At 49.6% G+C, this 22624-nt stretch carries 24 protein-coding genes; 15 read left to right on the top strand and 9 right to left on the bottom strand.

Going from position 1 to position 22624, the window contains the following annotated elements:
• The first annotated feature begins 5 nt into the window (after nucleotides 1–5).
• The 6 genes from msrP (at nucleotide 6) to BZK40_RS01305 (ending at nucleotide 4797) form a co-directional block, all read left to right on the top strand.
• Nucleotides 6–1010, top strand: coding sequence for a protein-methionine-sulfoxide reductase catalytic subunit MsrP (gene msrP / locus BZK40_RS01330; protein WP_079934007.1), 1005 nt, complete (start codon nucleotides 6–8; stop codon nucleotides 1008–1010).
• Nucleotides 1011–1637, top strand: a complete 627-nt coding sequence (gene msrQ / locus BZK40_RS01325) for a protein-methionine-sulfoxide reductase heme-binding subunit MsrQ (protein WP_079934006.1) — start codon at nucleotides 1011–1013, stop codon at nucleotides 1635–1637.
• Nucleotides 1638–1684: 47 nt separating this feature from the next.
• Nucleotides 1685–3172 (top strand): carboxypeptidase M32, encoded by a 1488-nt coding sequence (locus tag BZK40_RS01320; protein WP_008784716.1) that lies wholly within the window; start codon nucleotides 1685–1687, stop codon nucleotides 3170–3172.
• Between the two features lie 137 nt (nucleotides 3173–3309).
• Entirely contained in the window at nucleotides 3310–3705 is a 396-nt protein-coding gene (asr, locus tag BZK40_RS01315; protein WP_048214236.1) for an acid resistance repetitive basic protein Asr, read from the top strand.
• Between the two features lie 86 nt (nucleotides 3706–3791).
• Nucleotides 3792–3875, top strand: a complete 84-nt coding sequence (gene ydgU / locus BZK40_RS25055) for a small membrane protein YdgU (protein WP_049259791.1) — start codon at nucleotides 3792–3794, stop codon at nucleotides 3873–3875.
• A gap of 100 nt (nucleotides 3876–3975) precedes the next feature.
• The gene (locus tag BZK40_RS01305; RefSeq protein ID WP_079934005.1) at nucleotides 3976–4797 is read left to right on the top strand and encodes a trypsin-like serine peptidase; all 822 of its coding nucleotides are present in this window, start codon (nucleotides 3976–3978) and stop codon (nucleotides 4795–4797) included.
• Nucleotides 4798–4831: 34 nt separating this feature from the next.
• Here BZK40_RS01305 and mdtI read toward each other — a convergent pair whose 3' ends face one another.
• The 3 genes from mdtI to BZK40_RS25000 all read right to left on the bottom strand — a co-directional run bounded on the left by mdtI (nucleotide 4832) and on the right by BZK40_RS25000 (nucleotide 5791).
• Nucleotides 4832–5161 (bottom strand): multidrug/spermidine efflux SMR transporter subunit MdtI, encoded by a 330-nt coding sequence (gene mdtI, locus BZK40_RS01300; protein ID WP_079934004.1) that lies wholly within the window; start codon nucleotides 5159–5161, stop codon nucleotides 4832–4834.
• A complete protein-coding gene (gene mdtJ, locus BZK40_RS01295) occupies nucleotides 5148–5513 on the bottom strand; it encodes a multidrug/spermidine efflux SMR transporter subunit MdtJ (RefSeq protein ID WP_162623449.1) in 366 nt (121 codons plus the stop codon). Before mdtJ ends, mdtI begins: the two co-directional genes overlap by 14 nt.
• A gap of 107 nt (nucleotides 5514–5620) precedes the next feature.
• Nucleotides 5621–5791 carry a protein YdgV gene (locus BZK40_RS25000; protein ID WP_087050578.1) on the bottom strand — a complete coding sequence of 57 codons (171 nt, stop codon included), beginning with the start codon at nucleotides 5789–5791 and terminating at the stop codon, nucleotides 5621–5623.
• Between the two features lie 138 nt (nucleotides 5792–5929).
• On the opposite strand from BZK40_RS25000, the gene BZK40_RS01290 reads away from it, so the two are divergent.
• On the top strand, nucleotides 5930–6964 hold the full coding sequence (locus tag BZK40_RS01290; protein WP_003832866.1) for an AI-2E family transporter: 1035 nt from the start codon (nucleotides 5930–5932) through the stop codon (nucleotides 6962–6964).
• Nucleotides 6965–6995: 31 nt separating this feature from the next.
• Here BZK40_RS01290 and BZK40_RS01285 read toward each other — a convergent pair whose 3' ends face one another.
• Nucleotides 6996–8192 carry a multidrug effflux MFS transporter gene (locus tag BZK40_RS01285; protein WP_048235417.1) on the bottom strand — a complete coding sequence of 399 codons (1197 nt, stop codon included), beginning with the start codon at nucleotides 8190–8192 and terminating at the stop codon, nucleotides 6996–6998.
• Between the two features lie 262 nt (nucleotides 8193–8454).
• Between BZK40_RS01285 and BZK40_RS01280 the strand changes: the two genes are divergently transcribed.
• Nucleotides 8455–9306, top strand: a complete 852-nt coding sequence (locus tag BZK40_RS01280) for an aldo/keto reductase (protein ID WP_079934003.1) — start codon at nucleotides 8455–8457, stop codon at nucleotides 9304–9306.
• 42 nt (nucleotides 9307–9348) lie between these two features.
• Here the strand turns inward: BZK40_RS01280 and pntB are convergent, their stop codons facing one another.
• A complete protein-coding gene (pntB, locus tag BZK40_RS01275) occupies nucleotides 9349–10737 on the bottom strand; it encodes a Re/Si-specific NAD(P)(+) transhydrogenase subunit beta (protein WP_003832859.1) in 1389 nt (462 codons plus the stop codon).
• 10 nt (nucleotides 10738–10747) lie between these two features.
• Nucleotides 10748–12277 (bottom strand): Re/Si-specific NAD(P)(+) transhydrogenase subunit alpha, encoded by a 1530-nt coding sequence (pntA, locus tag BZK40_RS01270; protein ID WP_020996412.1) that lies wholly within the window; start codon nucleotides 12275–12277, stop codon nucleotides 10748–10750.
• A gap of 525 nt (nucleotides 12278–12802) precedes the next feature.
• Between pntA and ydgH the strand changes: the two genes are divergently transcribed.
• From ydgH to folM, 6 genes are all read left to right on the top strand, one after another.
• Nucleotides 12803–13747 carry a DUF1471 family protein YdgH gene (gene ydgH, locus BZK40_RS01265; protein WP_079934002.1) on the top strand — a complete coding sequence of 315 codons (945 nt, stop codon included), beginning with the start codon at nucleotides 12803–12805 and terminating at the stop codon, nucleotides 13745–13747.
• Nucleotides 13748–13992: 245 nt separating this feature from the next.
• On the top strand, nucleotides 13993–15375 hold the full coding sequence (locus BZK40_RS01260; protein WP_079934001.1) for an amino acid permease: 1383 nt from the start codon (nucleotides 13993–13995) through the stop codon (nucleotides 15373–15375).
• Between the two features lie 652 nt (nucleotides 15376–16027).
• Nucleotides 16028–17173, top strand: coding sequence for a hypothetical protein (locus tag BZK40_RS01255; protein WP_139762104.1), 1146 nt, complete (start codon nucleotides 16028–16030; stop codon nucleotides 17171–17173).
• Between the two features lie 45 nt (nucleotides 17174–17218).
• On the top strand, nucleotides 17219–17746 hold the full coding sequence (locus tag BZK40_RS01250; protein ID WP_079933999.1) for a hypothetical protein: 528 nt from the start codon (nucleotides 17219–17221) through the stop codon (nucleotides 17744–17746).
• A gap of 53 nt (nucleotides 17747–17799) precedes the next feature.
• On the top strand, nucleotides 17800–18279 hold the full coding sequence (locus BZK40_RS01245; protein WP_048235422.1) for a hypothetical protein: 480 nt from the start codon (nucleotides 17800–17802) through the stop codon (nucleotides 18277–18279).
• Nucleotides 18280–18534: 255 nt separating this feature from the next.
• On the top strand, nucleotides 18535–19257 hold the full coding sequence (folM, locus tag BZK40_RS01240; RefSeq protein ID WP_079933998.1) for a dihydromonapterin reductase: 723 nt from the start codon (nucleotides 18535–18537) through the stop codon (nucleotides 19255–19257).
• Here the strand turns inward: folM and BZK40_RS01235 are convergent.
• The gene (locus BZK40_RS01235) at nucleotides 19254–19589 is read right to left on the bottom strand and encodes a GlpM family protein (RefSeq protein WP_008784705.1); all 336 of its coding nucleotides are present in this window, start codon (nucleotides 19587–19589) and stop codon (nucleotides 19254–19256) included. The two genes, folM and BZK40_RS01235, sit on opposite strands and share 4 nt — an antisense overlap.
• Nucleotides 19590–19706: 117 nt before the next feature.
• Between BZK40_RS01235 and rstA the strand changes: the two genes are divergently transcribed.
• The gene (rstA, locus tag BZK40_RS01230; RefSeq protein ID WP_057095100.1) at nucleotides 19707–20450 is read left to right on the top strand and encodes a two-component system response regulator RstA; all 744 of its coding nucleotides are present in this window, start codon (nucleotides 19707–19709) and stop codon (nucleotides 20448–20450) included.
• Between the two features lie 66 nt (nucleotides 20451–20516).
• On the opposite strand, the gene BZK40_RS01225 is transcribed toward rstA, so the two are convergent.
• Nucleotides 20517–21545 (bottom strand): HoxN/HupN/NixA family nickel/cobalt transporter, encoded by a 1029-nt coding sequence (locus tag BZK40_RS01225; RefSeq protein ID WP_079933997.1) that lies wholly within the window; start codon nucleotides 21543–21545, stop codon nucleotides 20517–20519.
• 120 nt (nucleotides 21546–21665) lie between these two features.
• Entirely contained in the window at nucleotides 21666–22508 is an 843-nt protein-coding gene (locus BZK40_RS01220) for an aminoglycoside phosphotransferase family protein (RefSeq protein ID WP_079933996.1), read from the bottom strand.
• Nucleotides 22509–22624 lie beyond the last annotated feature (116 nt).

Raw genomic sequence — 22624 nt, 5'->3', positions numbered from 1 at the left:
AAGTCATGCTAAAAAAACGTCCACTTCGGGAAGCAGATGTTACAGCCGAGTCAGTATTTTTTATGCAACGACGACAGATCCTCAAAGCACTTGGGATAGGTGCTGCTGCGGCCACGCTGTCCTCCCCTACACAGGCTAATTTGCTGGATTGGTTTAAAGGCAACGATCGTCCACCCGCACCCGCAGGCAAAGCGCTTGAGTTCACAAAGCCCGAACGCTGGCAAAACAGACTGTCACTGACGCCAGAAGACAAGGTGACGGGCTACAACAATTTCTACGAATTTGGTCTGGATAAAGCCGATCCTGCCGCCAATGCCGGTAGCCTGAAAACCGATCCCTGGACGTTAACCATCAGCGGTGAGGTCAACAAACCTTTAACCTTAGATCATGATGCGCTGACCACACGCTTTCCATTAGAAGAGCGTATTTATCGGATGCGTTGCGTTGAGGCCTGGTCAATGGTTGTGCCGTGGGTGGGTTTTCCGTTGCATAAATTACTGGCGCTGGTTGAGCCAACCAGTCACGCCAAATACGTCGCTTTTGAAACACGCTACGCCCCTGATGAAATGCCGGGCCAGAAAGACCGCTTTATTGGCGGTGGGTTGAAATATCCCTATGTCGAAGGTCTGCGGTTGGATGAGGCCATGCACCCGCTTACACTTCTCACCGTAGGCGTATATGGCAAAGCGTTGCCACCGCAAAACGGGGCGCCGATACGCCTGACCGTGCCCTGGAAATACGGCTTCAAGGGCATTAAATCGATAGTCAGTATCAAGCTGACGCGTGAGCAGCCGCCGACGACCTGGAATATGTCAGCACCGAATGAATACGGATTTTACGCCAACGTAAATCCGCAGGTCGATCACCCTCGCTGGTCTCAGGCTACTGAGCGTTTTATCGGTTCGGGTGGCATTCTCGATGTACAGCGACAGCCCACGTTACCTTTTAATGGTTATGCCGATGAGGTGGCATCGTTATATCAGGGCATGGATCTTCGGGAGTATTTTTAAGTGAGGTTGACTGCAAAACAGATAACCGGTCTGAAAGTGCTGCTGCATCTCGCCGGTTTTATACCCCTGCTATGGCTCTTCTGGGCCGCGCAGCATGGCGGGTTGGGTGCCGACCCGGGAAAAGATATCCAGCACTTTACGGGCATTACCGCGCTGAAGTTTTTGCTGGCTACCCTGCTGGTATCGCCGCTTGCGCGCTATGCAAAGCAGCCTTTGTTGTTTCGTACCCGGCGGTTGTTAGGTTTATGGTGCTTTGCCTGGGCCACACTGCATATAACCAGCTATGCTCTGCTGGAACTGGGTATACAAAACCTGGGATTGTTGGGTCGTGAACTGGTTTCACGCCCATGGCTAATGCTGGGTATGGCCGGTTGGATTATCTTATTCCTGTTGGCGTTGACCTCGACACAAGCCGCTCAGCGTAAAATGGGCAAACGCTGGCAAACATTGCACAACTACGTCTACCTGGCCGTCATTTTGCTACCGCTGCATTATCTGTGGTCGGTAAAAGTGTTATCACCGCTCCCTATTATCTACGCCATCTGTTTTGTGGTTCTGCTGGCTTTTCGCTATAAAAAGCTGTTGCGGAAAACCGGGTACAAAGGTGTGTTTATGAAAAGTGAGTGAATCACGGTAAACTTCTTAACCACACCTAAACAGAACGAGAACAAAAAATGAGTAACAATGATAATTACCATCAGCTCACCCGCACGTTCCAGCGGCTCTCTCGCTTCTCCCACCTCTCGGCAATCGCCAGTTGGGACATGTTTACCATGATGCCGCCAGGAGGCAGTAAAGCCCGAGGCGAAGCGCTGGCCGAGCTGAGCGTGCTTGAGCACCAACTGTTAACCGATCCGAAAGTGGCAATGTGGATCGCCGCAGCGCAACAGGAAGATCTCAACGATGTAGAACAGGCGAACCTGCGCGAAATGTCGCGATTGCATCACCAGGCATCCTTGTTGCCCGAATCGTTGGTAGAAGCAAAATCTCTTGCGGGAAGCCGCTGTGAGCATGCCTGGCGTAGCCAGCGACCAGCTAATGACTGGGAAGGATTTTCCGATAACCTGAAAGAAGTTGTGAAGTACAGCCGCGAAGAAGCCCGACTGCGCGCAGAAGCTAAAGGTTGTTCGCCGTATGACGCGCTACTGGACATCTTTGAACCAGGAATGACCAGCGCTCAGTTGGATGTCCTTTTCGCAGACGTTAAAAGCTGGCTGCCCGATCTGTTAAACAAGGTGGTGGCAAAGCAGTCTCAGCAGTCGCTCATCGCCCCGGTAGGTCCCTTCCCAACAGCTGTACAGCGAGAGCTGGGTCTTGAAACAATGGCACAGCTAGGTTTCGACTTTACCGCTGGTCGGCTGGATATCAGTGCACATCCTTTCTGTGGCGGCGTACCAGAAGATGTTCGCATTACCACCCGCTATGATGAAAACGAATTACTCAGCGCGCTGTTTGGCGTGATCCATGAAACCGGTCATGCGCGCTATGAGCAAAACCTGCCACGCAGCTGGTCTGGGCAACCTATTGCTCTGGCACGCTCAACCGCCATTCATGAGTCCCAGAGTCTGTTCTTTGAGATGCAACTGGGACGCAGTAAAGCCTTTCTGATGCGGTTGATTCCGGCTGTAACGCGCCACTTTGGCGATCAGGCAGCGTTTGAAGAAAGCAATTTCATCGCCTGGAACCAGCAGGTCAAACCCGGGTTTATCCGTGTTGATGCCGACGAGGTAAGCTATCCCGCTCACGTGATCCTGCGTTATGAAATCGAACGTGCGCTTATTAATGGCGATATTGAAGTGGATGATATCCCGGCATTGTGGAACGAGAAAATGCAGGCCTGGCTGGGGCTGTCAACGATCGGAAACTATCGTAACGGTTGTATGCAGGATATTCACTGGACTGACGGCGGCTTTGGCTACTTCCCTTCCTATACCTTAGGCGCCATGTATGCAGCGCAGTTGTTCAGTGCCGCTAACCGCGCATTGCCTGATTTGAATCAGTCTATTGCCCAAGGTGAGTTTGGTGCTCTGTTTGACTGGTTACGTCAGAATATCTGGCAGCATGGCAGCCGCTTTACTACTGAACAGCTTATTACCCAGGCGACCGGAGAGCCGCTCAGCAGCCGTTATTTCCGTTCTCATCTGGAAGCCCGCTATTTGTAATCTCATACCGTGAGTCATTGTACATATCGTTACACGCCGAAACCAATGACTCACGGAAGCCCTGTGTTTACAGCGATATAGTTATTTCAACGGCCCCGCAGTGGGGTTGAATGAAAAACCAAATCGAGGGTATGAGAATGAAAAAAGTATTAGCTCTGGTTGTTGCCGCTGCTATGGGTCTGTCTTCTGCTGCTTTTGCTGCTGAAACAACTGCTACTACCGCTCCGACTGCTGCTGCAACCACCAAAGCAGCGCCGGCAAAAACCACGCATCATAAAAAACAGCACAAAGCAGCGCCGCAGAAAGCGCAGGCTGCCAAGAAACACGCTAAAAAATCCACCACTAAACCGGCTGTAGAACAAAAAGCGCCAGAGCAGAAAGCTCAGGCTGCTAAAAAACACACCAAAAAAGCAGCAACCAAGCCAGCAGCAGAACAAAAAGCACCAGAGCAGAAAGCTCAGGCCGCTAAAAAACACACCAAAAAAGCCGTAAAACACGACACCGCTAAACCAGCAGCTCAACCTGCAGCATAACGCATTTGTAGTCACTATGGCGTCCCCCACGCCATAGCATACGGCGCTAGATCAACCTGATGTAGCGCCGCCTTTCGGAGGGTAAAATGGTGTCACATTACCGCTTTGAGTTCATTCTTATTACTCTGATAATTTGCGCCCTTATTGCCATGCATTTTTATCTTTCCTGAGTGTAGTTATCTGATTTTACTCCCACTTTCTCGCCGTCCCGTCTATAGTATTAACTGAGGGTTTGCTGTTTATAATCATAATTCCCCACCAGAGTGTGATATGCATAAAACCATTGCTGTATTACTGGGCTCAATTTGTTTTTTTCCTGTTGTTGCGCATGCGGATCAGCCAGCAACGACCACCGCTGAAGCAGAAAGCATAAAAACGCTGTTTTTTGGTCATGACGATCGCACGAAAGTAACGGACCCAACGCAATCACCGTGGGACGCTATCGGACAACTGGAAACCGCCAGTGGTAATCTGTGTACCGCCACGCTCATTTCACCGCATCTGGCCCTGACTGCCGGACACTGCTTGCTCGCTCCACCGAAAGGCAAGCCGGATAAAGCCGTCGCGTTACGCTTTGTGTCGAAAAAGGGTGTCTGGCGCTATGAAATCCATGGAATCGAAGGACGGGTTGATTCCTCACTCGGTAAGCGTTTGAAAGCCGATGGCGATGGCTGGATTGTGCCGCCATCAGCAGCCCCGTGGGATTTTGGTCTGGTGGTGCTGCGTTACCCGCCTTCCGGAATCACGCCCCTACCATTATTTGAAGGTGATAAAGCGGCGTTAACCGCGGCGTTGAAAACCGCCGATCGCAAAGTCACACAGTCGGGCTATCCGGAAGATCATCTGGACGATTTGTACACCCATCAGGATTGCGTGGTGACCGGCTGGGCGCAGAATACCGTCTTGTCGCACCAGTGCGACACGCTCCCGGGCGACAGCGGTTCACCGTTGATGCTGAAGACAGATTCAGGCTGGCAGTTGATTGGCGTACAAAGCTCCGCTCCGGCGGCGAAAGATCGCTGGCGAGCCGATAATCGCGCCATATCCGTGACCGGTTTTCGCGATAAGCTGGAAGAGTTGGCGCAGGAGTAACATATGCTGCCCGCATTAACGGGCAGCACGGATATCAGGCAAGTTTAATCATCACCATTCCGGCCAGCAGCAGCGCCACGCCGATCCAGCCTTTATTATTCAGGCGCTGACCAAACAACACCCAACCAGCCGCTAACGTCGCGGCAATCCCAAACCCGCCCCACAAAGCGTAGGCAACAGAAAGGTCAATACCTTTTACCGCCTGCGACAGCGCGCTAAAGGCCGCTAACACGGCAGCCAGCGACAGCAAGCCATAAACCTTGCGGCGAAATCCATCAGAAAATTTCAAAAAGACGTTAGCGACTATTTCCAGCACGATGGCCATGCCAAGCCAGGCACCATGAACCCACTCAAACTGCTGCATGGGTCACCTCTTTGCTCGTTTTGGCAGGTTTTCGAGTACCAGACTTAATCAGCACAATGCCTAATACCAGCGAGACCAGTCCAGCCACTTTCATCGTGGACAAGGTTTCGTCAAATAACAACACACTAAACAGCGTAATAAATAAAATACCGATACCTTCCCACAAGGCATAGGCCACACCAAGGGCAATTTTTTTAACAGCGAAACTAAGAAAAATATATGATAAGGCGATCATTACCAGCATTAAAATAAAGCCTGAATTACCATGACCAACGCTTGCCCATTTCATTGACAGCGTACCAGTAATTTCAGCCGCGATGGCCAGACCTAATAATATCCAGTAAAACATGATGCTTCTCCTGCTTGAGAATATAGTCCTTTAGGCCTACTGCATGCAGTAAACCAAAAAATAAAATTAGTTAGCTCAGCGCACAGCGCCAGCTCAGGCAGAAGAAGGGACTAAAGCGCGTTGCGCCAGTGTTGCTCACCCGCAAGCAAGAAAGTGGAGGAGGTACGAAGAAGTGTAGGTAAACGCAAAAACATCCTGAACATATTGTCCATAATATTACAATTATCCGCAGTGTTGCTTCTCATCATCGCGGATGATAATTGTCCTCGGTAGTTAAACACAGATGATTTGTATCATAGCTTCAAGACGAACTCAAAGTCTTTTCACTTCTTTACCTGCCCCGTTTGATTTTTGTTATAACGGCTCGACGCAAATCACATTATTATGCAGATTCAAAAATGAAAAATGCGGGAATACACATGGCGAAACCGATCATCACGCTTAACGGTCTAAAAATAGTCATTATGCTGGGCATGCTGGTTATCATCCTGAGCGGTATTCGCTTTGCCGCAGATATCATCGTCCCCTTTATTCTGGCGTTATTTATAGCCGTTGTGCTCAATCCCGTGGTGCAGCGGATGGTCAAGCTTCGCATACCGCGCGTAATTGCGGTGTCATTGCTTATCGTTATTATTGTAATGTTAATGGTGCTGCTGTTGGCGTATTTAGGTACATCCTTAAATGAACTTGCGCGAACGCTACCGCAATATCGCTCTTCACTGGTTATCCCACTGAAAAATCTTGAACCATGGTTACAACGCGCAGGGATCGGCGTTTCCGTGGACGAGCTCGTCAAATATATCGATCCGAACGCGGCAATGACGCTGGTGACCAATTTACTGGCGCAGCTTTCAAATGCTATGTCATCGATATTTTTACTGCTACTGACGGTAGTTTTTATGCTGCTGGAAGTACCGCAACTGCCCAACAAACTCAAACAAATGATGAGTCGCCCCATTGAAGGTATGGCGGCGATTCAACGCGCCATCGACAGCGTCTCCCACTATCTGGTGCTTAAAACGGCAATCAGCATTGTGACCGGGTTGGTCGCCTGGGGCATGCTTGCTGCATTGGATGTGCGCTTTGCCTTTGTCTGGGGATTACTGGCCTTCGCCCTGAACTACATCCCTAATATCGGTTCTGTATTGGCGGCCATTCCCCCTATTGCTCAGGTGCTGGCATTCAGCGGTCTTTACGATGCGCTGGTGGTTCTGGCAGGCTATCTGGTCATCAACCTGGTATTCGGGAATATCCTCGAGCCGCGGATCATGGGCCGCGGGCTGGGGCTGTCCACGCTGGTAGTATTTCTGTCGTTAATCTTCTGGGGCTGGTTGCTCGGTCCCGTGGGGATGCTGCTTTCTGTGCCGCTGACCATCATCGTGAAAATCGCGCTTGAGCAAACCAACGGCGGTCAAAGCATTGCCGTGCTGCTTAGCGATCTGAACAAAGAATGAGTTTTCGCCCCGCCATTACGGGGCATTTCCTTTATCGTTTCACGCGGAAAGCCAAAACGGCACTTAACAGCGTAAATAGCGCTATTATCCACGCCATGGTCCAGGGCGTGCCATCACTGAAGGCGGCCAGCAGCAACGATGAGATAATACCGCTGCCATATTGCAACGCGCCAATCAGCGCCGAAGCTGAACCCGCAATGTTCGGTACCGCGTCCAACGCCGCAGCAGTCGATGTCGCGGCAATAATGCCATTCATCGAGAACAGCAGAAAAATGGAAACGATAATGGCAACAATTCCGCCTGACTCCAGTTTAACCAGCAGTGCAAGCGCCACTGCGGCCAGCGCCGCCAGCATCGTCGCATATTTCAGCAGTTGTTCCAGAGCATGTCGTTGAACCAGACGACGGTTAACCACGCTCATCGCCATAACACCGATAATGTTTAGCGCAAACAACCAGCCGTAATGCTGTGGATCAACATGGTAATAGCTAATATAAACAAACGGTGACCCGGTAATAAACGCGTACGCACCGACGTAATAAAACGTCAGGCTCAGGGTATAGCGCATAAAACGCCCATTCGTTAACAACGAGCGGTAATTACGAAATGCGCCAGCCAAAGAGGCTTTCACCCGTTTATCTTCCGGCAATGTTTCGGGCAGCCAGTTTAGGGAGATAAACATCAGCGCACCAATCACCACCAGCAGCCAAAAAATTGAGTGCCAGGTGCTCAGGCGAATAATTTGTCCGCCAATCAACGGTCCGGCGATTGGCGCAATCGCCATCACCAACACCAGGGTCGAGAGCATTTGCGCCGCACGAGTACGTGCAAAGAGATCGCGGATCATCGCTCGCGCCAGCATAGGTCCGGTACAGGCTCCAAGCGCCTGAAATACCCGCCAGAAAACAATTTGCGTGATACTTGTAGACAGCGCACACCCTGCGGAACCAATGATAAATAGCACCATGCCGATAAACAGCGGCTTGCGCCTCCCCATATGATCGCTAATCGGCCCCCAAATCAACTGTGCGATAGTAAAACCAATTAAGAAACCAGTAATCGTCAGCTCAACATTGCCATGTAAATCCTCGGCCATCGTCGGCATTGCTGGAAGATAAATATCGGTAGAAAGCGATGTAAAGGCCATCAGGCCACTGAGGATCAGAATAAAAGTAAGACCGGTCTGGCTTGCGGTAGTTACCGGTGAGGCATGTTCACGTGTACGCATAGTGCCCTGTCATGTTCTAAAAAGTCAGGTCGCAGTATATAGACAACGTATTGCCGTGATTAGACGGTTAAAACCGCATGAGTTTATGAACTGAAATCATGAATGGTGAAATCATATGCGTCATATTTTGTGACTGACTTCCAACAATTACCTTTTAGAAATGAATTCTACTCATAGGTCCATGCGAATTTCACAGACTAATCGTATCAACACAGATTTGCTAATCTGCAGCCAATGCAACGATGATGCTCAGGAGAACCCAATGAATACAACAGTTCTGAATAACGGAGTTGAGATGCCCCTGCTCGGATTTGGCGTTTATCAAATGACTGATGCCAGCGAATGTGAGCAAGCCGTACGGGATGCCATCGATACAGGATATCGCCTGATTGATACCGCAGCCTCCTACCAGAATGAAACTCAGGTCGGCAATGCACTTAAGCAAAGCGGAGTCCCCCGCGAGGCGCTTTTTGTGACTACCAAACTGTGGTTACAGGATACCAACTATGCAGGCGCAAAGGCGCAATTCGCACGTTCTCTGCAACGGCTTCAACTGGATTATATTGACCTTTATTTGATTCATCAGCCCTATGGCGATGTGCACGGTGCCTGGCGCGCGATGGAAGAATTATATGAAGAAGGGAAAATCCGCGCGATTGGCGTGAGTAACTTTCATCCGGATCGTCTGGCGGATTTAATCGCTTTCAATCGCATTATTCCAGCCGTTAACCAGATTGAGGTGAATCCTTTTCATCAGCAACCGCATGCCGTAGCCTGGATGCAGAGCCGGAATATTCAACCGCAAGCCTGGGCGCCGTTCGCTGAAGGACGCAATGACCTGTTTCAGAACCCGGTCTTATCGGCTATTGGTGAAAAATATGGCAAAAGCGTTGGTCAAGTCGTGCTGCGTTGGATTTATCAACGTGGGATAATTTCGCTGGCGAAAACCGTGCGTAAAACGCGGATGGCCGAGAATATTCAGGTGCTGGACTTTGCCCTAACGGCGGAAGAGATGACGCAAATTGCCGCGATGGACAGCGGAACCAGCGCGTTCTTCTCGCATCGCGATCCGGCTCGTGTGGAATGGATCACCCAGCGTAAACTGGATGTATAAAAAAAACGGCCTCCGCAGAGGCCGTCTTACTTTTACTGGCAGTTACAGCGCTTTCAGGATCGCATCCACGCTGGCTTTGGCATCGCCAAACAGCATATGGGTGTTGTCTTTAAAGAACAGCGGGTTCTGCACACCTGCATAGCCGGTGTTCATTGAACGTTTGAACACAATTACGTTCTGCGCTTTCCACACTTCCAGCACCGGCATGCCGGCGATCGGGCTGCGCGGGTCATCCTGCGCCGCCGGGTTTACCGTGTCGTTGGCACCAATGACCAGCACGGTATCGGTATCGGCGAAATCATCGTTGATCTCATCCATTTCCAGCACGATGTCATAAGGTACTTTGGCTTCCGCCAGCAGCACGTTCATATGACCTGGCAAGCGCCCTGCTACCGGGTGAATACCAAAACGCACTTTGATGCCGCGCGCGCGCAGTTTCTCAGTAATTTCCGCGACCGGATACTGTGCCTGAGCCACTGCCATGCCGTAGCCCGGGGTGATGATCACGGAGTGCGAGTTCTTCAGCATTTCTGCTGTGTCTTCCGCAGTAATCTCACGATGTTCACCCACTTCTTCATCAGATCCGGTAGAAGAACCGTCAGAACCAAAGCCGCCCGCAATAACGCTGAAAAATGAACGGTTCATCGCCTTACACATAATGTAAGACAGGATCGCACCAGAAGAACCGACCAGCGCACCGGTAACGATCAGCAGATCGTTGCTCAGCATAAAGCCCGCCGCCGCTGCCGCCCATCCTGAATAGGAGTTAAGCATTGAAACAACAACCGGCATATCCGCACCGCCAATGGACGCCACCAGATGCCAGCCAAAAGCCAGTGCAATAATGGTCATCACCAGCAACGCCAGAACCTGCAGGCCCACACTTTCGGTACGAACAAACACCACCAGCAGCAGGAAAGAAACAACCAGCGCCGCCAGGTTCATTTTGTGACGATTCGGCAGCATCAGCGGTTTAGAGGAGATCTTGCCGCGCAGTTTGCCAAAGGCCACCACAGAACCGGTAAAGGTCACCGCACCGATGAAGATACCCAGGAACACTTCCGTCAGGTGAATGTTCACCAGAATCGGCTCCAGGCCCGTATCGTGATACAGGTAGCTGTTGAAACCCACCAGTACCGCAGCCAGACCGACGAAGCTGTGCAGAATTGCCACCAGCTCCGGCATCTCGGTCATTTCGACTTTCTTCGCCAGACGAATACCAATCGCGCCGCCGATGATCATCGCTACCAGGATCCACGCAACGTTGCCGGTATCCGGACCAAAAATCGTGGCAATCAGCGCAATCGCCATCCCGGCGATGCCGTAGTTGTTACCCTGCTGAGAGGTTTCGTGTTTCGAAAGCCCCGCCAGACTAAAAATAAACAGGATCGCGGCAACAATGTATGCAGCTGTAACTAATCCTCCAGACATATGTTACCCCTTAGTTTTTCCGGAACATTTTCAGCATGCGCTGAGTCACGGTGAAGCCACCGAAAATATTAATGCTGGCAATAAGCACCGCGATAAAGCTCAGGAAACTCACCCAGCCACCCTGGCCAATTTGCAATAACGCCCCAACCACGATAATCCCCGAGATGGCGTTAGTCACAGACATCAGCGGAGTATGCAACGCATGTGACACATTCCAGACCACGTAGTAACCCACCACGCAGGAAAGCGCGAACACCGTAAAGTGACCAAGGAACTCTTTCGGCGCGACGTCGGCGAGCCAGCCAAACAAAATCACTACCAGCGCCATCAGCGCATATTTGCGCCACGGAGAGACAGGTTTTTTCTCTTCTTTCGGCGCAGGTGCGGCTTTTGGCGCTGCCTGCGGCTGAGCAGAAACCTGGATTGGCGGCGCAGGCCAGGTGATTTCACCATCACGAACCACCGTGACACCACGCACAACCACGTCGTCAAAATCGACAGTGATATTGCCGTCTTTCTCTTTGCACAACAGTTTGAGCAGGTTGACGAGGTTCGTGCCGTACAGCTGGGAAGATTGCGTTGGCAAACGGCCTGGCAGATCGGTATAGCCGATAACCTTCACCCCGTTCTCGGTGGTGGTCACCTGATTAGGCACAGTATATTCGCAGTTACCGCCGTTTTGCGCGGCAAGATCGACAATTACGCTGCCCGCTTTCATCGAATCGACCATTTCACGGGTGATCAGTTTCGGGGCCGGTTTGCCCGGAATCAGCGCTGTGGTAACGATAATGTCGACGTCTTTCGCCTGCGCAGCAAAGAGTTCCATTTCGGCTTTGATGAACGCTTCGGACATCACTTTGGCATAGCCATCGCCGCTGCCCGCTTCTTCTTTAAAGTCCAGTTCAAGGAACTCTGCGCCCATACTCTGCACTTGTTCCTTCACTTCCGGACGGGTATCAAAAGCACGCACAATAGCGCCCAGGCTGTTTGCCGCACCGATCGCCGCAAGACCTGCCACACCCGCACCAATCACCATGACCTTGGCAGGTGGAACCTTGCCTGCGGCGGTGATCTGGCCGGTGAAGAAGCGACCGAATTCATGTGCAGCTTCAACAATAGCGCGATACCCGGCGATGTTCGCCATTGAGCTTAAGGCATCCAGCGACTGTGCACGCGAAATACGCGGCACGGAGTCCATCGCCATGACCGTCACGTTGCGCTCTGCAAGTTTTTGCAGCAGCTCAGGGTTTTGCGCGGGCCAAAGAAAACTCACCAGCGTCGTGCCCGGATTGAGTAACGGAATTTCCGCCTCCTCCGGCGCATTGACCTTCAGGATGATCTCTGACTGCCAGACTGCATTTCCATCAACAATTTCTGCGCCTGCTTGTACAAACGCCTTATCGTCAAAACTCGCCAGTTGACCTGCACCGCTTTCAACCGCGACGCTGAAACCCAGTTTAAGCAGCTGCTCAACCGTCTTCGGCGTGGCTGCAACGCGGGTTTCATTGGTTAACCGTTCTCTTGGTATGCCAATTCGCATAATGTTCCCTTCCATCTGTAATTATGATGATGGTTTATCAATGTTCGCACGAGGCATGCGCGCACTCTCGAAAGAGGTCAGTGTTACCTCAATAAAATAAAACAGTAACAAACTCTGTATAACCTACTGAAAATGACGCCTGTGATCTAGCGCCAAAAAACAGTATTTATTATGAAATTCGCGAAATAGAGATGAATCGAACCTCAGACAGATAAAATGCCCTAAAAATAGCCCACAAAGGCTGATAATTCGCTCAAGCGAAGCGGCAAAACATGATTACCTACCTGCCAAAAACAATTAATTAACATTAAATTAACTTATGAAATTCAACTGCTTTATCAGTTTTGGTCACCAAACGCCGAAATTTTCGGCATATCACAAAATGTTATCGCTGTTGTTACCTAACGTGACACGATGAGTGAAAAATGACGCAGACACTGACACAATTTAAATGCAATAATCAGCGACGTTTCTAGTCAATAACAATACCAGTACCTGGTTTGCGCAAGGCGAAGGATTATTTTTATGAAGCTTAAGAACACTCTCCTGGCGTCCGCACTAATTTCTGCGACTGCTTTTTCTGTAAATGCAGCGACAGAATTGACGCCGGAGCAAGCGGCTGCCCTGAAACCCTATGACCGCATTGTGGTCACCGGTCGTTTTAATGCTATCGGTGATGCGGTTGCTGCCGTTTCACGCCGTGCAGATAAAGACGGTGCAGCCTCCTTTTATGTTGTTGATACCTCAGATTTTGGCAGCGGCGGTAACTGGCGCGTTGTTGCCGACGTCTATAAAGCCGACGCTGAAAAAGCGGAAGCGTCAAAAAACCGTGTCATTAACGGCGTTATGGAATTGCCAAAAGATCAGGCCGTTCTGATAGAACCTTACGACACCGTTACAGTGCAAGGTTTCTACCGTAGCCAGCCTGAAGTAAACGATGCCATCACCAAAGCAGCGAAAGAGAAAGGTGCTTACTCCTTCTATATCGTGCGTCAGGTCGATGCCAACCAGGGCGGCAACCAGCGTATTACTGCATTCATCTATAAAGCTGATGCGAAAAAACGCATTGTACAAAGCCCCGATGCGATCCCAGCAGATTCAGATGCTGGTCGTGCCGCATTAGCAGCAGGTGGCGAAGCCGCGAAGAAAGTTGAGATCCCGGGCGTAGCAACTACCGCTTCTCCGAGTGCTGAAGTTGGCCGCTTCTTCGAAACGCAATCCACTAAAGGCGGACGTTACACTGTCACGCTGCCGAATGGAACCAAAGTTGAAGAGCTGAACAAAGCGACCGCCGCCATGATGGTACCGTTCGACAGCATCAAGTTCACCGGTAACTACGGCAACATGACGGAAGTCTCTTATCAGGTAGCAAAACGCGCAGCGAAGAAAGGCGCGAAGTACTATCACATTACCCGCCAGTGGTCAGAACGTGGTAACAACGTGACGATCAGCGCCGATCTGTATAAGTAATACCCAATGCCTTATCAGGTCTACAGTCCTTGTAGACCTGATAATTTCGCGCAGTTCTGTTTCCAGATAAAACAAAAACAGCAGTATTAAGACAACTTTTCACACTATTAGTCACAAATCTCTCTATCCCCATTGCATGCGTTCTCTTCTCTCCGTAAAATCCCGCGCCTTAGTGGCTTTCACCATTTTTATGCGGTTTGCCAAAATAATTATTCTCTCACTCTCGTTTTTGTAACTGGATACAAATGGAAAAGAAATTGGGTCTGAGCGCACTGACCGCGCTGGTTTTAAGCTCAATGCTCGGCGCTGGCGTTTTCAGTCTGCCACAAAATATGGCGGCAGTAGCCAGCCCGGCTGCATTACTGATTGGTTGGGCGATTACCGGTGCGGGTATTCTTTTGCTCGCCTTTGCCATGCTGATCCTGACGCGTATCCGTCCTGAACTGGACGGCGGTATCTTCACCTATGCACGTGAAGGTTTCGGCGAGTTGATTGGCTTCTGCTCTGCGTGGGGATACTGGCTGTGCGCTGTTATCGCTAACGTTTCGTATCTGGTCATCGTCTTCTCTGCGCTCAGTTTCTTTACCGACACACCGGAATTACGTCTGTTCGGCGACGGTAATACCTGGCAGTCGATTGTCGGCGCATCGGTACTGTTATGGATAGTCCATTTTCTGGTGTTGCGGGGAGTACAAACCGCGGCCAGCATTAACCTGGCCGCTACTCTGGCAAAACTACTGCCGCTAGGCCTCTTTATCGTGCTGGCATTCATGCTGTTTAAGCTCGACACCTTTACTCTCGATTTTACCGGCGTCGCGTTGGGCGTGCCTGTGTGGGAGCAGGTCAAAAACACCATGCTCATCACCCTGTGGGTTTTCATTGGTGTGGAAGGCGCGGTGGTGGTATCTGCCCGCGCCAGAAATAAACGCGATGTTGGTCGCGCCACGCTGTTAGCTGTACTCGCCGCACTGGGCGTTTACCTGTTAGTCACCCTGCTATCTCTCGGCGTTGTCGCGCGACCAGAACTGGCAGAGATCCGCAATCCATCAATGGCCGGTCTGATGGTTAAAATGATGGGGCCATGGGGCGAAATTATTATTGCCGCGGGTCTGATTGTTTCCGTGTGCGGTGCCTATTTAAGCTGGACGATTATGGCGGCGGAAGTGCCGTTCCTCGCCTCCACGCACAAAGCGTTTCCGCGTATTTTTGCACGACAGAATGCACAGGGTGCGCCATCGGCATCGCTGTGGCTAACCAACATCTGTGTACAAATCTGCCTTGTGCTAATCTGGCTCACAGGCTCCGACTACAATACGTTACTGACAATCGCCTCAGAGATGATTCTGGTGCCCTATTTGCTGGTCGGCGCATTTCTGTTAAAAATTGCCACCCGTCCGATTCATAAGGCTGTCGGTATCGGCGCGAGTATTTATGGCATCTGGTTATTGTATGCGTCAGGTCCGATGCATCTGCTGCTGTCTGTAGTGTTGTATGCGCCAGGGCTGTTGGTTTTCCTTTATGCCCGTAAAACGCACACGCATGAAAACGTATTAAAACGCCAGGAGATGGCGCTGATCGGCCTGTTGCTTGTTGCTGCTGTGCCAGCTACCTGGATGCTGATAAGCTAACGTTATACCCATCGCTGGCTTCGGAAAATATCAGACTATGAATATCCTGATAAAGGACTATCGGGATATCATGGTTAACGCTGATTAATCGAAAATAATCGCTCTTGCTCTCCCTTCATGCTTGCCCCCCACACTATTTGTTGCTGCGTGTGAAGCGCTTATCACGGCTCTCCAGATGATGACTCATCACAAGGTGTGATCCCCCTATTGAGTTCGAGTTATTCTTTCTACACTTCACAATCGCAAACTGCTTTACGGCGCAACAGTCAGTCACGATCACCTGCTTTATCTTCTTATGAATCACAACATAACATACAGAAACACATCATAACCTTCTCGATTTTTTTTCACTTTTCATATTGATAAAAGATAAAAAAGAAAAACTTCACGAACACACATACATCATAATATATGGACAAATAAAAGAACACTTAATCATCACACAATTAACTATTTGTGCTTTATCTTGTGTTGAATTTATCATGCAGTTGTGTTGGTATTTATGTTTGATGATAATGCAACCCGTGCGCTGGTCCCACCAGCTACACTCCCCTCGTCAATTATGTCGGAAATAAAAAAGGTTTATTAATAGCTGTTACTGCATCGATTAATTATGTAGTCGGCAGTATTTAGTCATTGAAGGACAAACAAAATGATAAATAAAGAATTAATGATGACACCCCCTATTAATCCTAAATGGAGTATTAAAATGTTTAAGAAATCAGTGGTTGCAGTATTAATAGTTCTTCCAATGTCTGCTTTTGCTCATGGTCACGGTGGCCATGGAGGTATGGGCGGTCACAATTTTGGTGGCCATGGCCATGGTGGTAACATTGGTCATGCTTTTAGTGGTCATTCGTTTGGTGGTCATTTTGCGGAGCGCATGAATGCAGGTGGTGGCTTCACAGGATTCTCTAAAGGCTCCATCAATATGAGCGATCACCCCATTGCAGATAACACGACTCGTTCCATCAGTGTGAAAGATGGTGTCGTCACTAAAAACATTGCCTACAACGGTGTTAATGAACAATATTCTGCGACAACCACAATCAGTCAAGAAACAGGTGTGGTTCGTACCTCAACAGTTACTCGTGATGGTGTGACCAAAACAGCATCAACTGTTGTGTCGCCTGAAATGCGTTCCCACACGGTTGACGTGACGAACGGTGATGTAACGCATTTCTCCGATCATAGCTATGTTGAAGGCGTTGGCGGCCTGTCGATTCACGGCACTAAAGAAGGTGATGAGGCTATTGGTACAGTCACTGCATACAACGATGTATCCAACGCAGTGAAAACTACCCACGCGCTCAAAAATGCTGACCTGACTCGTGTAGCATCAACAGTGATTGCACCAACCATGCGTACTCATAATGTTATGGTGAAAGAAGGTGATCTCACAATCACTCACCTTCGTGGTTATGTTGGAAATGAGACTGTTGGGTATGGTTTCTCTAAGGGCGTAGCTAAAGAAGATGGTTATGCAATCGAAACTTCAGTCAACTCACTTGGCATAGCAACTGTTGGGGCATATGGCCCTAGTCACTATGCAGAGAAGGCAGAAAATCTGAAAACGGGTGAAGTGAAAACAATCACCGATATCACTCCGCCACAACCACAACCAACTCCAGTTGTCGTACACGTTGTACCCGTAACTCCTCTGACTCCTGCGACGCCTGTGAATCCTCCTGTCGTGGTTCACGTTGTTCCAGCATCAACGATTACCCCAGCCACACCAGCGACTACCGTGTATAACGATAAACTCGGTGATAGTGTCATCTTGTATTGGAATATCTAAACTAAATGAGGCTGGAGCAATCCAGCCTTTTTAGAGGAAATAATTATGTCAGTTTTAACAGCAGCAGATTTTCTAAAACTTATTGATCTTGAACCATTCAAGAAGCCAAACAATGAAGCAGGTGTCTCTGTTCAGCGTGGTATTGAATTAGAAAAGCTACGCCTTGCTGTAAAAGAAGGTCATGTAAATCTCCGTTTTTTCCTCAAATGGTTAAATGCATCTGCTGGTTGCCGTTTACAAGAACGATGGTTAAACAAGTTTTTCGCCGATGATCTCGGAGAAATTCCCGCACGATTTCAGCAGTCCCCCAGTAAGAGCACAGAAGAAAAGCTAAAGGAAGAAGTTGCCCGTCTCACAGCGGAACTGAGAGCGTCACAACAACAAAATCAGGTTATTGCTTCTATCGCTTCTGAGGACAATCAGAAAGCCATTTTTGCGGGTATCGTCGAACGTATCGAAGAAGAATCACAAGCTGAACTAAAAGCCTTTGCAGAGAAGGCAGCAACACGGGCAAAACAGAAAGCAATAGAGATGATGATGGCTATCTTTCCTAATTGGAAGCCATCAGATTGAACACAAGAGGCTGTGTGTATTATCATGCTTCCTTAATCATTTAAGGGTAGACAATGAAGAACGTAAATCTGATCTTACTCGGAGACAGCACACAGCCACAAGAACGCCGAATGAAAGAAGCGTTAAAGATAAGCAAGGACGTAAAACCTGCCGCTGTGTTAGATGCTGTGAAAGAGGCGTATGAAGGCACAGGCAAGAAACCTAAGCTGAACTATGCACAACTATCACGATGGAGAAAAGGTTTAACCTTCTATCGTTCACCACCGCCAGAAGACGCTGTAGATCAGTATTCAGATTTATTTTCCCCACTCTACCAACTCTTAGAGAATCCGGTGATTGTTGCTTCTATCGACATATCAGAATTTGAACAGAGATTGAAGATTCAGATTAAAGAACGAGAACAAAGATTGATTGAAGCAAGAAGGCTTGAAGCCGCTCGTATTATGCAAGAAGCAGAAGAAAGAGATCACAGAAAGTTCACAGAAGAATTCAATAAAATAATGGATAAACTGAGAGAGCTTAGGAAAACATAGCTACAATGGGGAGCCTGTTTTCTGGTTCCCTTTTTTAATGACTAATCATTCTATTACGTTAATCCCCCTCTCTCTATTACTCCTTCGACTATAGCCCGACTAAAATGTGCTCGCCGCTAAATCAGGATGCTGTAACAAACCCCAACAACTTTATTCCTGTGTGCTACTGTGTACACATGAGTTTGTACTGATCACTACACCACTTACACCCTTTCTCTTGTAAGATGCTGTTTTTAACGGAGCCTGAGTATAACAATGGGTAAAAAACCTCCTTTGCCAATTCTTATCACCGGAGGTGGTCGTCGTATCGGCCTCGCCGTCGCATGGCACTTTCTGAACCAAAAACAGCCAGTTATCGTCAGCTACCGAACTCACTATCCTGCCATTGAAGGCCTGCGAGAAGCGGGCGCGATTTGTATCCCGGCTGACTTTTCCACGGATGAAGGCGTACTGGCCTTTGCTGATGAGGTCAAAGCGCAGACGGATGGCTTGCGCGCCATTGTGCATAATGCCAGCGCCTGGGTCGCCGAAAAACCCGGCACACCGCTTAGCGAAGTACTGTCACGTATGATGCAGATCCACGTCAATACGCCCTACCTGCTCAACCACGCGCTGGAAGGATTGCTACGCGGTCATGGGCACGCAGCCAGCGACATCATTCATTTTACGGATTATGTTGTGGAGCGTGGCAGCGACAAACACATTGCTTATGCTGCCAGCAAAGCGGCGCTGGATAATATGACCCGCTCGTTCGCGCGCAAACTGGCACCGGAAGTGAAAGTGAACGCGATTGCCCCCTCACTTATCCTGTTTAACGAGGGCGACGATGCAGAGTATCGCCAGCAGGCACTAAACAAATCACTGATGAAAACCGCGCCTGGTGAAAAAGAGGTCATTGATTTAATTGACTACCTACTAACCAGTTGTTTTGTCACCGGGCGTAGTTTTGCCCTTGATGGCGGGCGTCATCTGCGTTAGTGCAGTTTGATCCAACAAAAGATCAGCAACCACGCGCTCAGGCTCCAGCACACTACTGCACCGCCGAGCGCGATGGGTAAGCGCATAAACCCGGTGAAATACCACAGTGAAACAAGGTAGACAAAATAGGGAATAATCGACCACATACTGAATACAATGGTTGTACGTAACGCCTCGATCCCACGCTCACTGGCCACGATGTAGTGGGCAATCAACGCAAACGTCGGGAACAGTGGAATTAATCCAGCAATATAGTAATTCTTTGTTTTCGCCAGCAAACCTATCAACACCACCACCAGCGCACCGAGCGCCGCTTTTATAACGAGTCCCATCACTCTGCCTTAACACATCAATAACATCAGCCTCTAGCATAACGGAAGCGTTCTTGTTTAGAAAAGATTAATGGAAGGAAAAACCGGGGCGGTGTATGTTGGCGTTTTATATTCAAAATGAATGATATGAACACCATCGTATTTGTTGAAGATGATCCCGAAGTTGGCTCACTGATTGCAGCCTATCTGGCCCGGCATGATATTGAGGTTATCCTTGAACCTCGTGGTGATTTGGCCGAGGAGAAAATCCTGCACGTTCAACCCGATCTGGTGTTATTAGATATCATGCTGCCGGGCAAAGACGGGATGACTATCTGCCGCGATCTACGCGGACGCTGGCAAGGCCCGATTGTTCTGCTCACCTCGCTGGACAGCGACATGAACCATATCCTGGCGCTGGAAATGGGCGCCTGTGACTACATCCTGAAGACAACGCCGCCAGCTGTGCTGCTGGCTCGCCTGCGCCTGCACCTGCGCCAGAATGAACACTCAGCACAGTCTAAAGGCATTCAAGCGGCAACCATCACACCGCACACAACGCTGCGCTTTGGCACACTCACTATCGATCCCACCAACCGCTCCGTGCTGCTCGGCGGCGAGCAAATCTCTCTTTCCACCGCTGATTTTGAATTACTGTGGGAGTTGGCAACCCATGCCGGGCAGATTATGGACCGTGATGCGTTGCTAAAAAACCTGCGTGGCGTAAGTTATGACGGTATGGATCGCAGCGTCGATGTCGCGATTTCCCGCTTACGCAAAAAACTTCTCGATAACGCGACTGAACCCTATCGAATCAAAACGGTACGCAACAAAGGTTATCTGTTCGCACCGCACGCCTGGGACGACGAGCCTCATAAGTAATCCAACCGGGCCGGTCACTTTGATCGGCCCTCTTAATTACCTGGCGTTACACTGTCACATTGATAGCTAACTAAACGTCAGTCCGTCGTATTTTTTCCAACGGTAGTTTACGGCGGAGATAATCCAGCAGCCGATAAAGACGCCAATAATCGCAAAACCGACATTCCCCATATGGTCACTCAAATTGCTGACGGTATCCCACACCCCCCCCTGAAGCGAAAACGCGTCAGAGAGAAGTCCCAGCGCCTCCAGCCCGCCAATAAATAGCGCAACAATCACGGAAGTCCCGGTAATGGTCATATTGTAATAGAGCTTACGTTGCGGCTTATTGAACGCCCATCCATAGGCCTCAACCATCAGAATACTGTCGAGACAATCAATTAACGCCATACCGCAGGTAAACAGCGCCGGGAAAACGAGAATTGACCAAATCGACATGCCGCTGGACGCGCTTGAAGCAGAAATTCCCAGCAGAGAAATTTCAGTGGCGGTATCAAAACCCAGACCAAACAGAAAGCCGACAAAATACATATGCCAGTCTTTACCTACCAGCCGAAACGCTGAGCGGAAAAGCCAGTTCAGAGGGCCTGAAACTGTAATGTCTTCCGTGGTGCCATCGTAAGTACCGGTGCGTTTAAGATGGCGGAATGCCTTCCAGACCTGGCAGAAAATAATGAGATTGATGGTAGCCAGAATCAGCAAAAATACGGCAGAAACCGTAGTTCCTATCAGACCACCGACATTCTGAAACCATGCCATATGTTGCTTAAACACGCTGGTAGTTAGCGCAATGCCAATGCTGGCTAGCACCACAATGGTAGAGTGTCCCAGAGAAAACCAGGCCCCCGTTGTCAGGGCACGTTTTTTCTGCTGCATGAGTTTACGCGTCGCGCTGTCTATCGCGGCGATATGATCGGCATCAACGGCATGGCGCAAACCATAGCACCACGCAATCAGACTCAGTGCCAATAAGGAAGTATTGTTGCTAAACGCGGTGAAAGCCCACAGCCACGCTACGATGTTTGCCCCGATGAGTAAGACCATCAACAAAAGAATATTCGGGCGTTTTTTTAATAATGAAAACAATGCGTTCATTGTTTCCGGCCTGTCAAATTTTCGCTCAACAACACACCACACCGCCGTTCATTGATTGATTAATACAACGTTTACCAGGCTAATGATAACTCTTAAGAATTACTAACCCAGTGTCGTAGATCAAAATTGATTACCACCTGAAGCAAGTTCTGCCATCGCTAGCTCCGCAATACGCAGAGGTACCGTTGCGCTGTCACCCTCTTGCAGAAACCAGACGGACGACAACCCACACCAGGCAACAATCCACATCAGTAAACGCTGCCGTTCAATTCTGGCGATTTCAGACACAATGTTGACTCGTTGCGTGAATCTTTCAGGCTCAATGGCGACAGGTCTGGTAGGTTCGGCAAGATCGGGGTTAGTAAAGATATTGGCATAATCAAAGCCACGCTCGCCCACCAGCCCTTTGGGATCGATAGCCAGCCATCCTCTCGTTCCGAAATCAAGAATATTGCCGTGGTGTAGATCGCCATGTAATACGACTGCATCATGGGGTGAAGATAGCAGTAAGTTTGCCACCGCAGCACAACGCGTCAGGATACCGCCATGCTTTTTCGCGGCAGGAGCCAGATCGCGAAACCAATGGTGCAGAGGTGTTAACGCAGGCGTAGACGCATTTCGGGAGAGATGGAGTCTACTGGCAGCATGGCAAATAATGCGACAGGCCTGCGCATCGTTGCCAGTCCAGGACATGTCCGCTAAAGACTCTGTCCCTGTCGCACGTTCCAGCAGAATCGCCCCTGCTGCATGAGCAAGTACTTTCGCTGCGCCATTTCCGTTCCACCAGACCATGAGTTCACAGCCGATCCGTTCACTGTCATCATCGGTGATCTTTAGTATGGCTTTCTGCCCGTCCTTGACCACCACCACAGGCAAAAGCTGCGATGTGTGCGTTTCAAACGGTTCACCATCTGGAGTGAGCCCCCAACGGTTGAGCCAGGTGTTGAACAGACGATTTTCCAAACAATATCCTCATTTTTCTCTGGAAGATGGTAATCAAAAGGATCCGTGTTGGCATTATTCCTGTTTTCTTTTGGTTGAGCCACAACCCTCACTTCCATCATCACTGACTTATCGGG

It is taken from the genome of Citrobacter portucalensis (assembly GCF_002042885.1).
GTDB lineage: Bacteria > Pseudomonadota > Gammaproteobacteria > Enterobacterales > Enterobacteriaceae > Citrobacter > Citrobacter portucalensis.
Note: the sequence above shows the minus strand (reverse complement) of the source record. Positions and strands in the feature narration are given on the sequence as shown.

Bases quoted from the DNA above. Each gene is read 5' to 3' on its own strand.
- BZK40_RS01235 (WP_008784705.1), bottom strand. From the start codon at position 19,589: ATGGGACTCGTTATAAAAGCGGCGCTCGGTGCGCTGGTGGTGGTGTTG.
- rstA (WP_057095100.1), top strand. From the start codon at position 19,707: ATGAATGATATGAACACCATCGTATTTGTTGAAGATGATCCCGAAGTT.
- BZK40_RS01255 (WP_139762104.1), top strand. From the start codon at position 16,028: ATGATAAATAAAGAATTAATGATGACACCCCCTATTAATCCTAAATGG.
- BZK40_RS01225 (WP_079933997.1), bottom strand. From the start codon at position 21,545: ATGAACGCATTGTTTTCATTATTAAAAAAACGCCCGAATATTCTTTTG.
- BZK40_RS01250 (WP_079933999.1), top strand. From the start codon at position 17,219: ATGTCAGTTTTAACAGCAGCAGATTTTCTAAAACTTATTGATCTTGAA.
- BZK40_RS01290 (WP_003832866.1), top strand. From the start codon at position 5,930: ATGGCGAAACCGATCATCACGCTTAACGGTCTAAAAATAGTCATTATG.
- ydgH (WP_079934002.1), top strand. From the start codon at position 12,803: ATGAAGCTTAAGAACACTCTCCTGGCGTCCGCACTAATTTCTGCGACT.
- folM (WP_079933998.1), top strand. From the start codon at position 18,535: ATGGGTAAAAAACCTCCTTTGCCAATTCTTATCACCGGAGGTGGTCGT.
- asr (WP_048214236.1), top strand. From the start codon at position 3,310: ATGAAAAAAGTATTAGCTCTGGTTGTTGCCGCTGCTATGGGTCTGTCT.
- BZK40_RS01305 (WP_079934005.1), top strand. From the start codon at position 3,976: ATGCATAAAACCATTGCTGTATTACTGGGCTCAATTTGTTTTTTTCCT.
- ydgU (WP_049259791.1), top strand. From the start codon at position 3,792: ATGGTGTCACATTACCGCTTTGAGTTCATTCTTATTACTCTGATAATT.
- BZK40_RS01320 (WP_008784716.1), top strand. From the start codon at position 1,685: ATGAGTAACAATGATAATTACCATCAGCTCACCCGCACGTTCCAGCGG.
- pntB (WP_003832859.1), bottom strand. From the start codon at position 10,737: ATGTCTGGAGGATTAGTTACAGCTGCATACATTGTTGCCGCGATCCTG.
- BZK40_RS01280 (WP_079934003.1), top strand. From the start codon at position 8,455: ATGAATACAACAGTTCTGAATAACGGAGTTGAGATGCCCCTGCTCGGA.
- BZK40_RS01285 (WP_048235417.1), bottom strand. From the start codon at position 8,192: ATGCGTACACGTGAACATGCCTCACCGGTAACTACCGCAAGCCAGACC.
- pntA (WP_020996412.1), bottom strand. From the start codon at position 12,277: ATGCGAATTGGCATACCAAGAGAACGGTTAACCAATGAAACCCGCGTT.
- msrP (WP_079934007.1), top strand. From the start codon at position 6: ATGCTAAAAAAACGTCCACTTCGGGAAGCAGATGTTACAGCCGAGTCA.
- mdtI (WP_079934004.1), bottom strand. From the start codon at position 5,161: ATGCAGCAGTTTGAGTGGGTTCATGGTGCCTGGCTTGGCATGGCCATC.
- BZK40_RS01245 (WP_048235422.1), top strand. From the start codon at position 17,800: ATGAAGAACGTAAATCTGATCTTACTCGGAGACAGCACACAGCCACAA.
- BZK40_RS01260 (WP_079934001.1), top strand. From the start codon at position 13,993: ATGGAAAAGAAATTGGGTCTGAGCGCACTGACCGCGCTGGTTTTAAGC.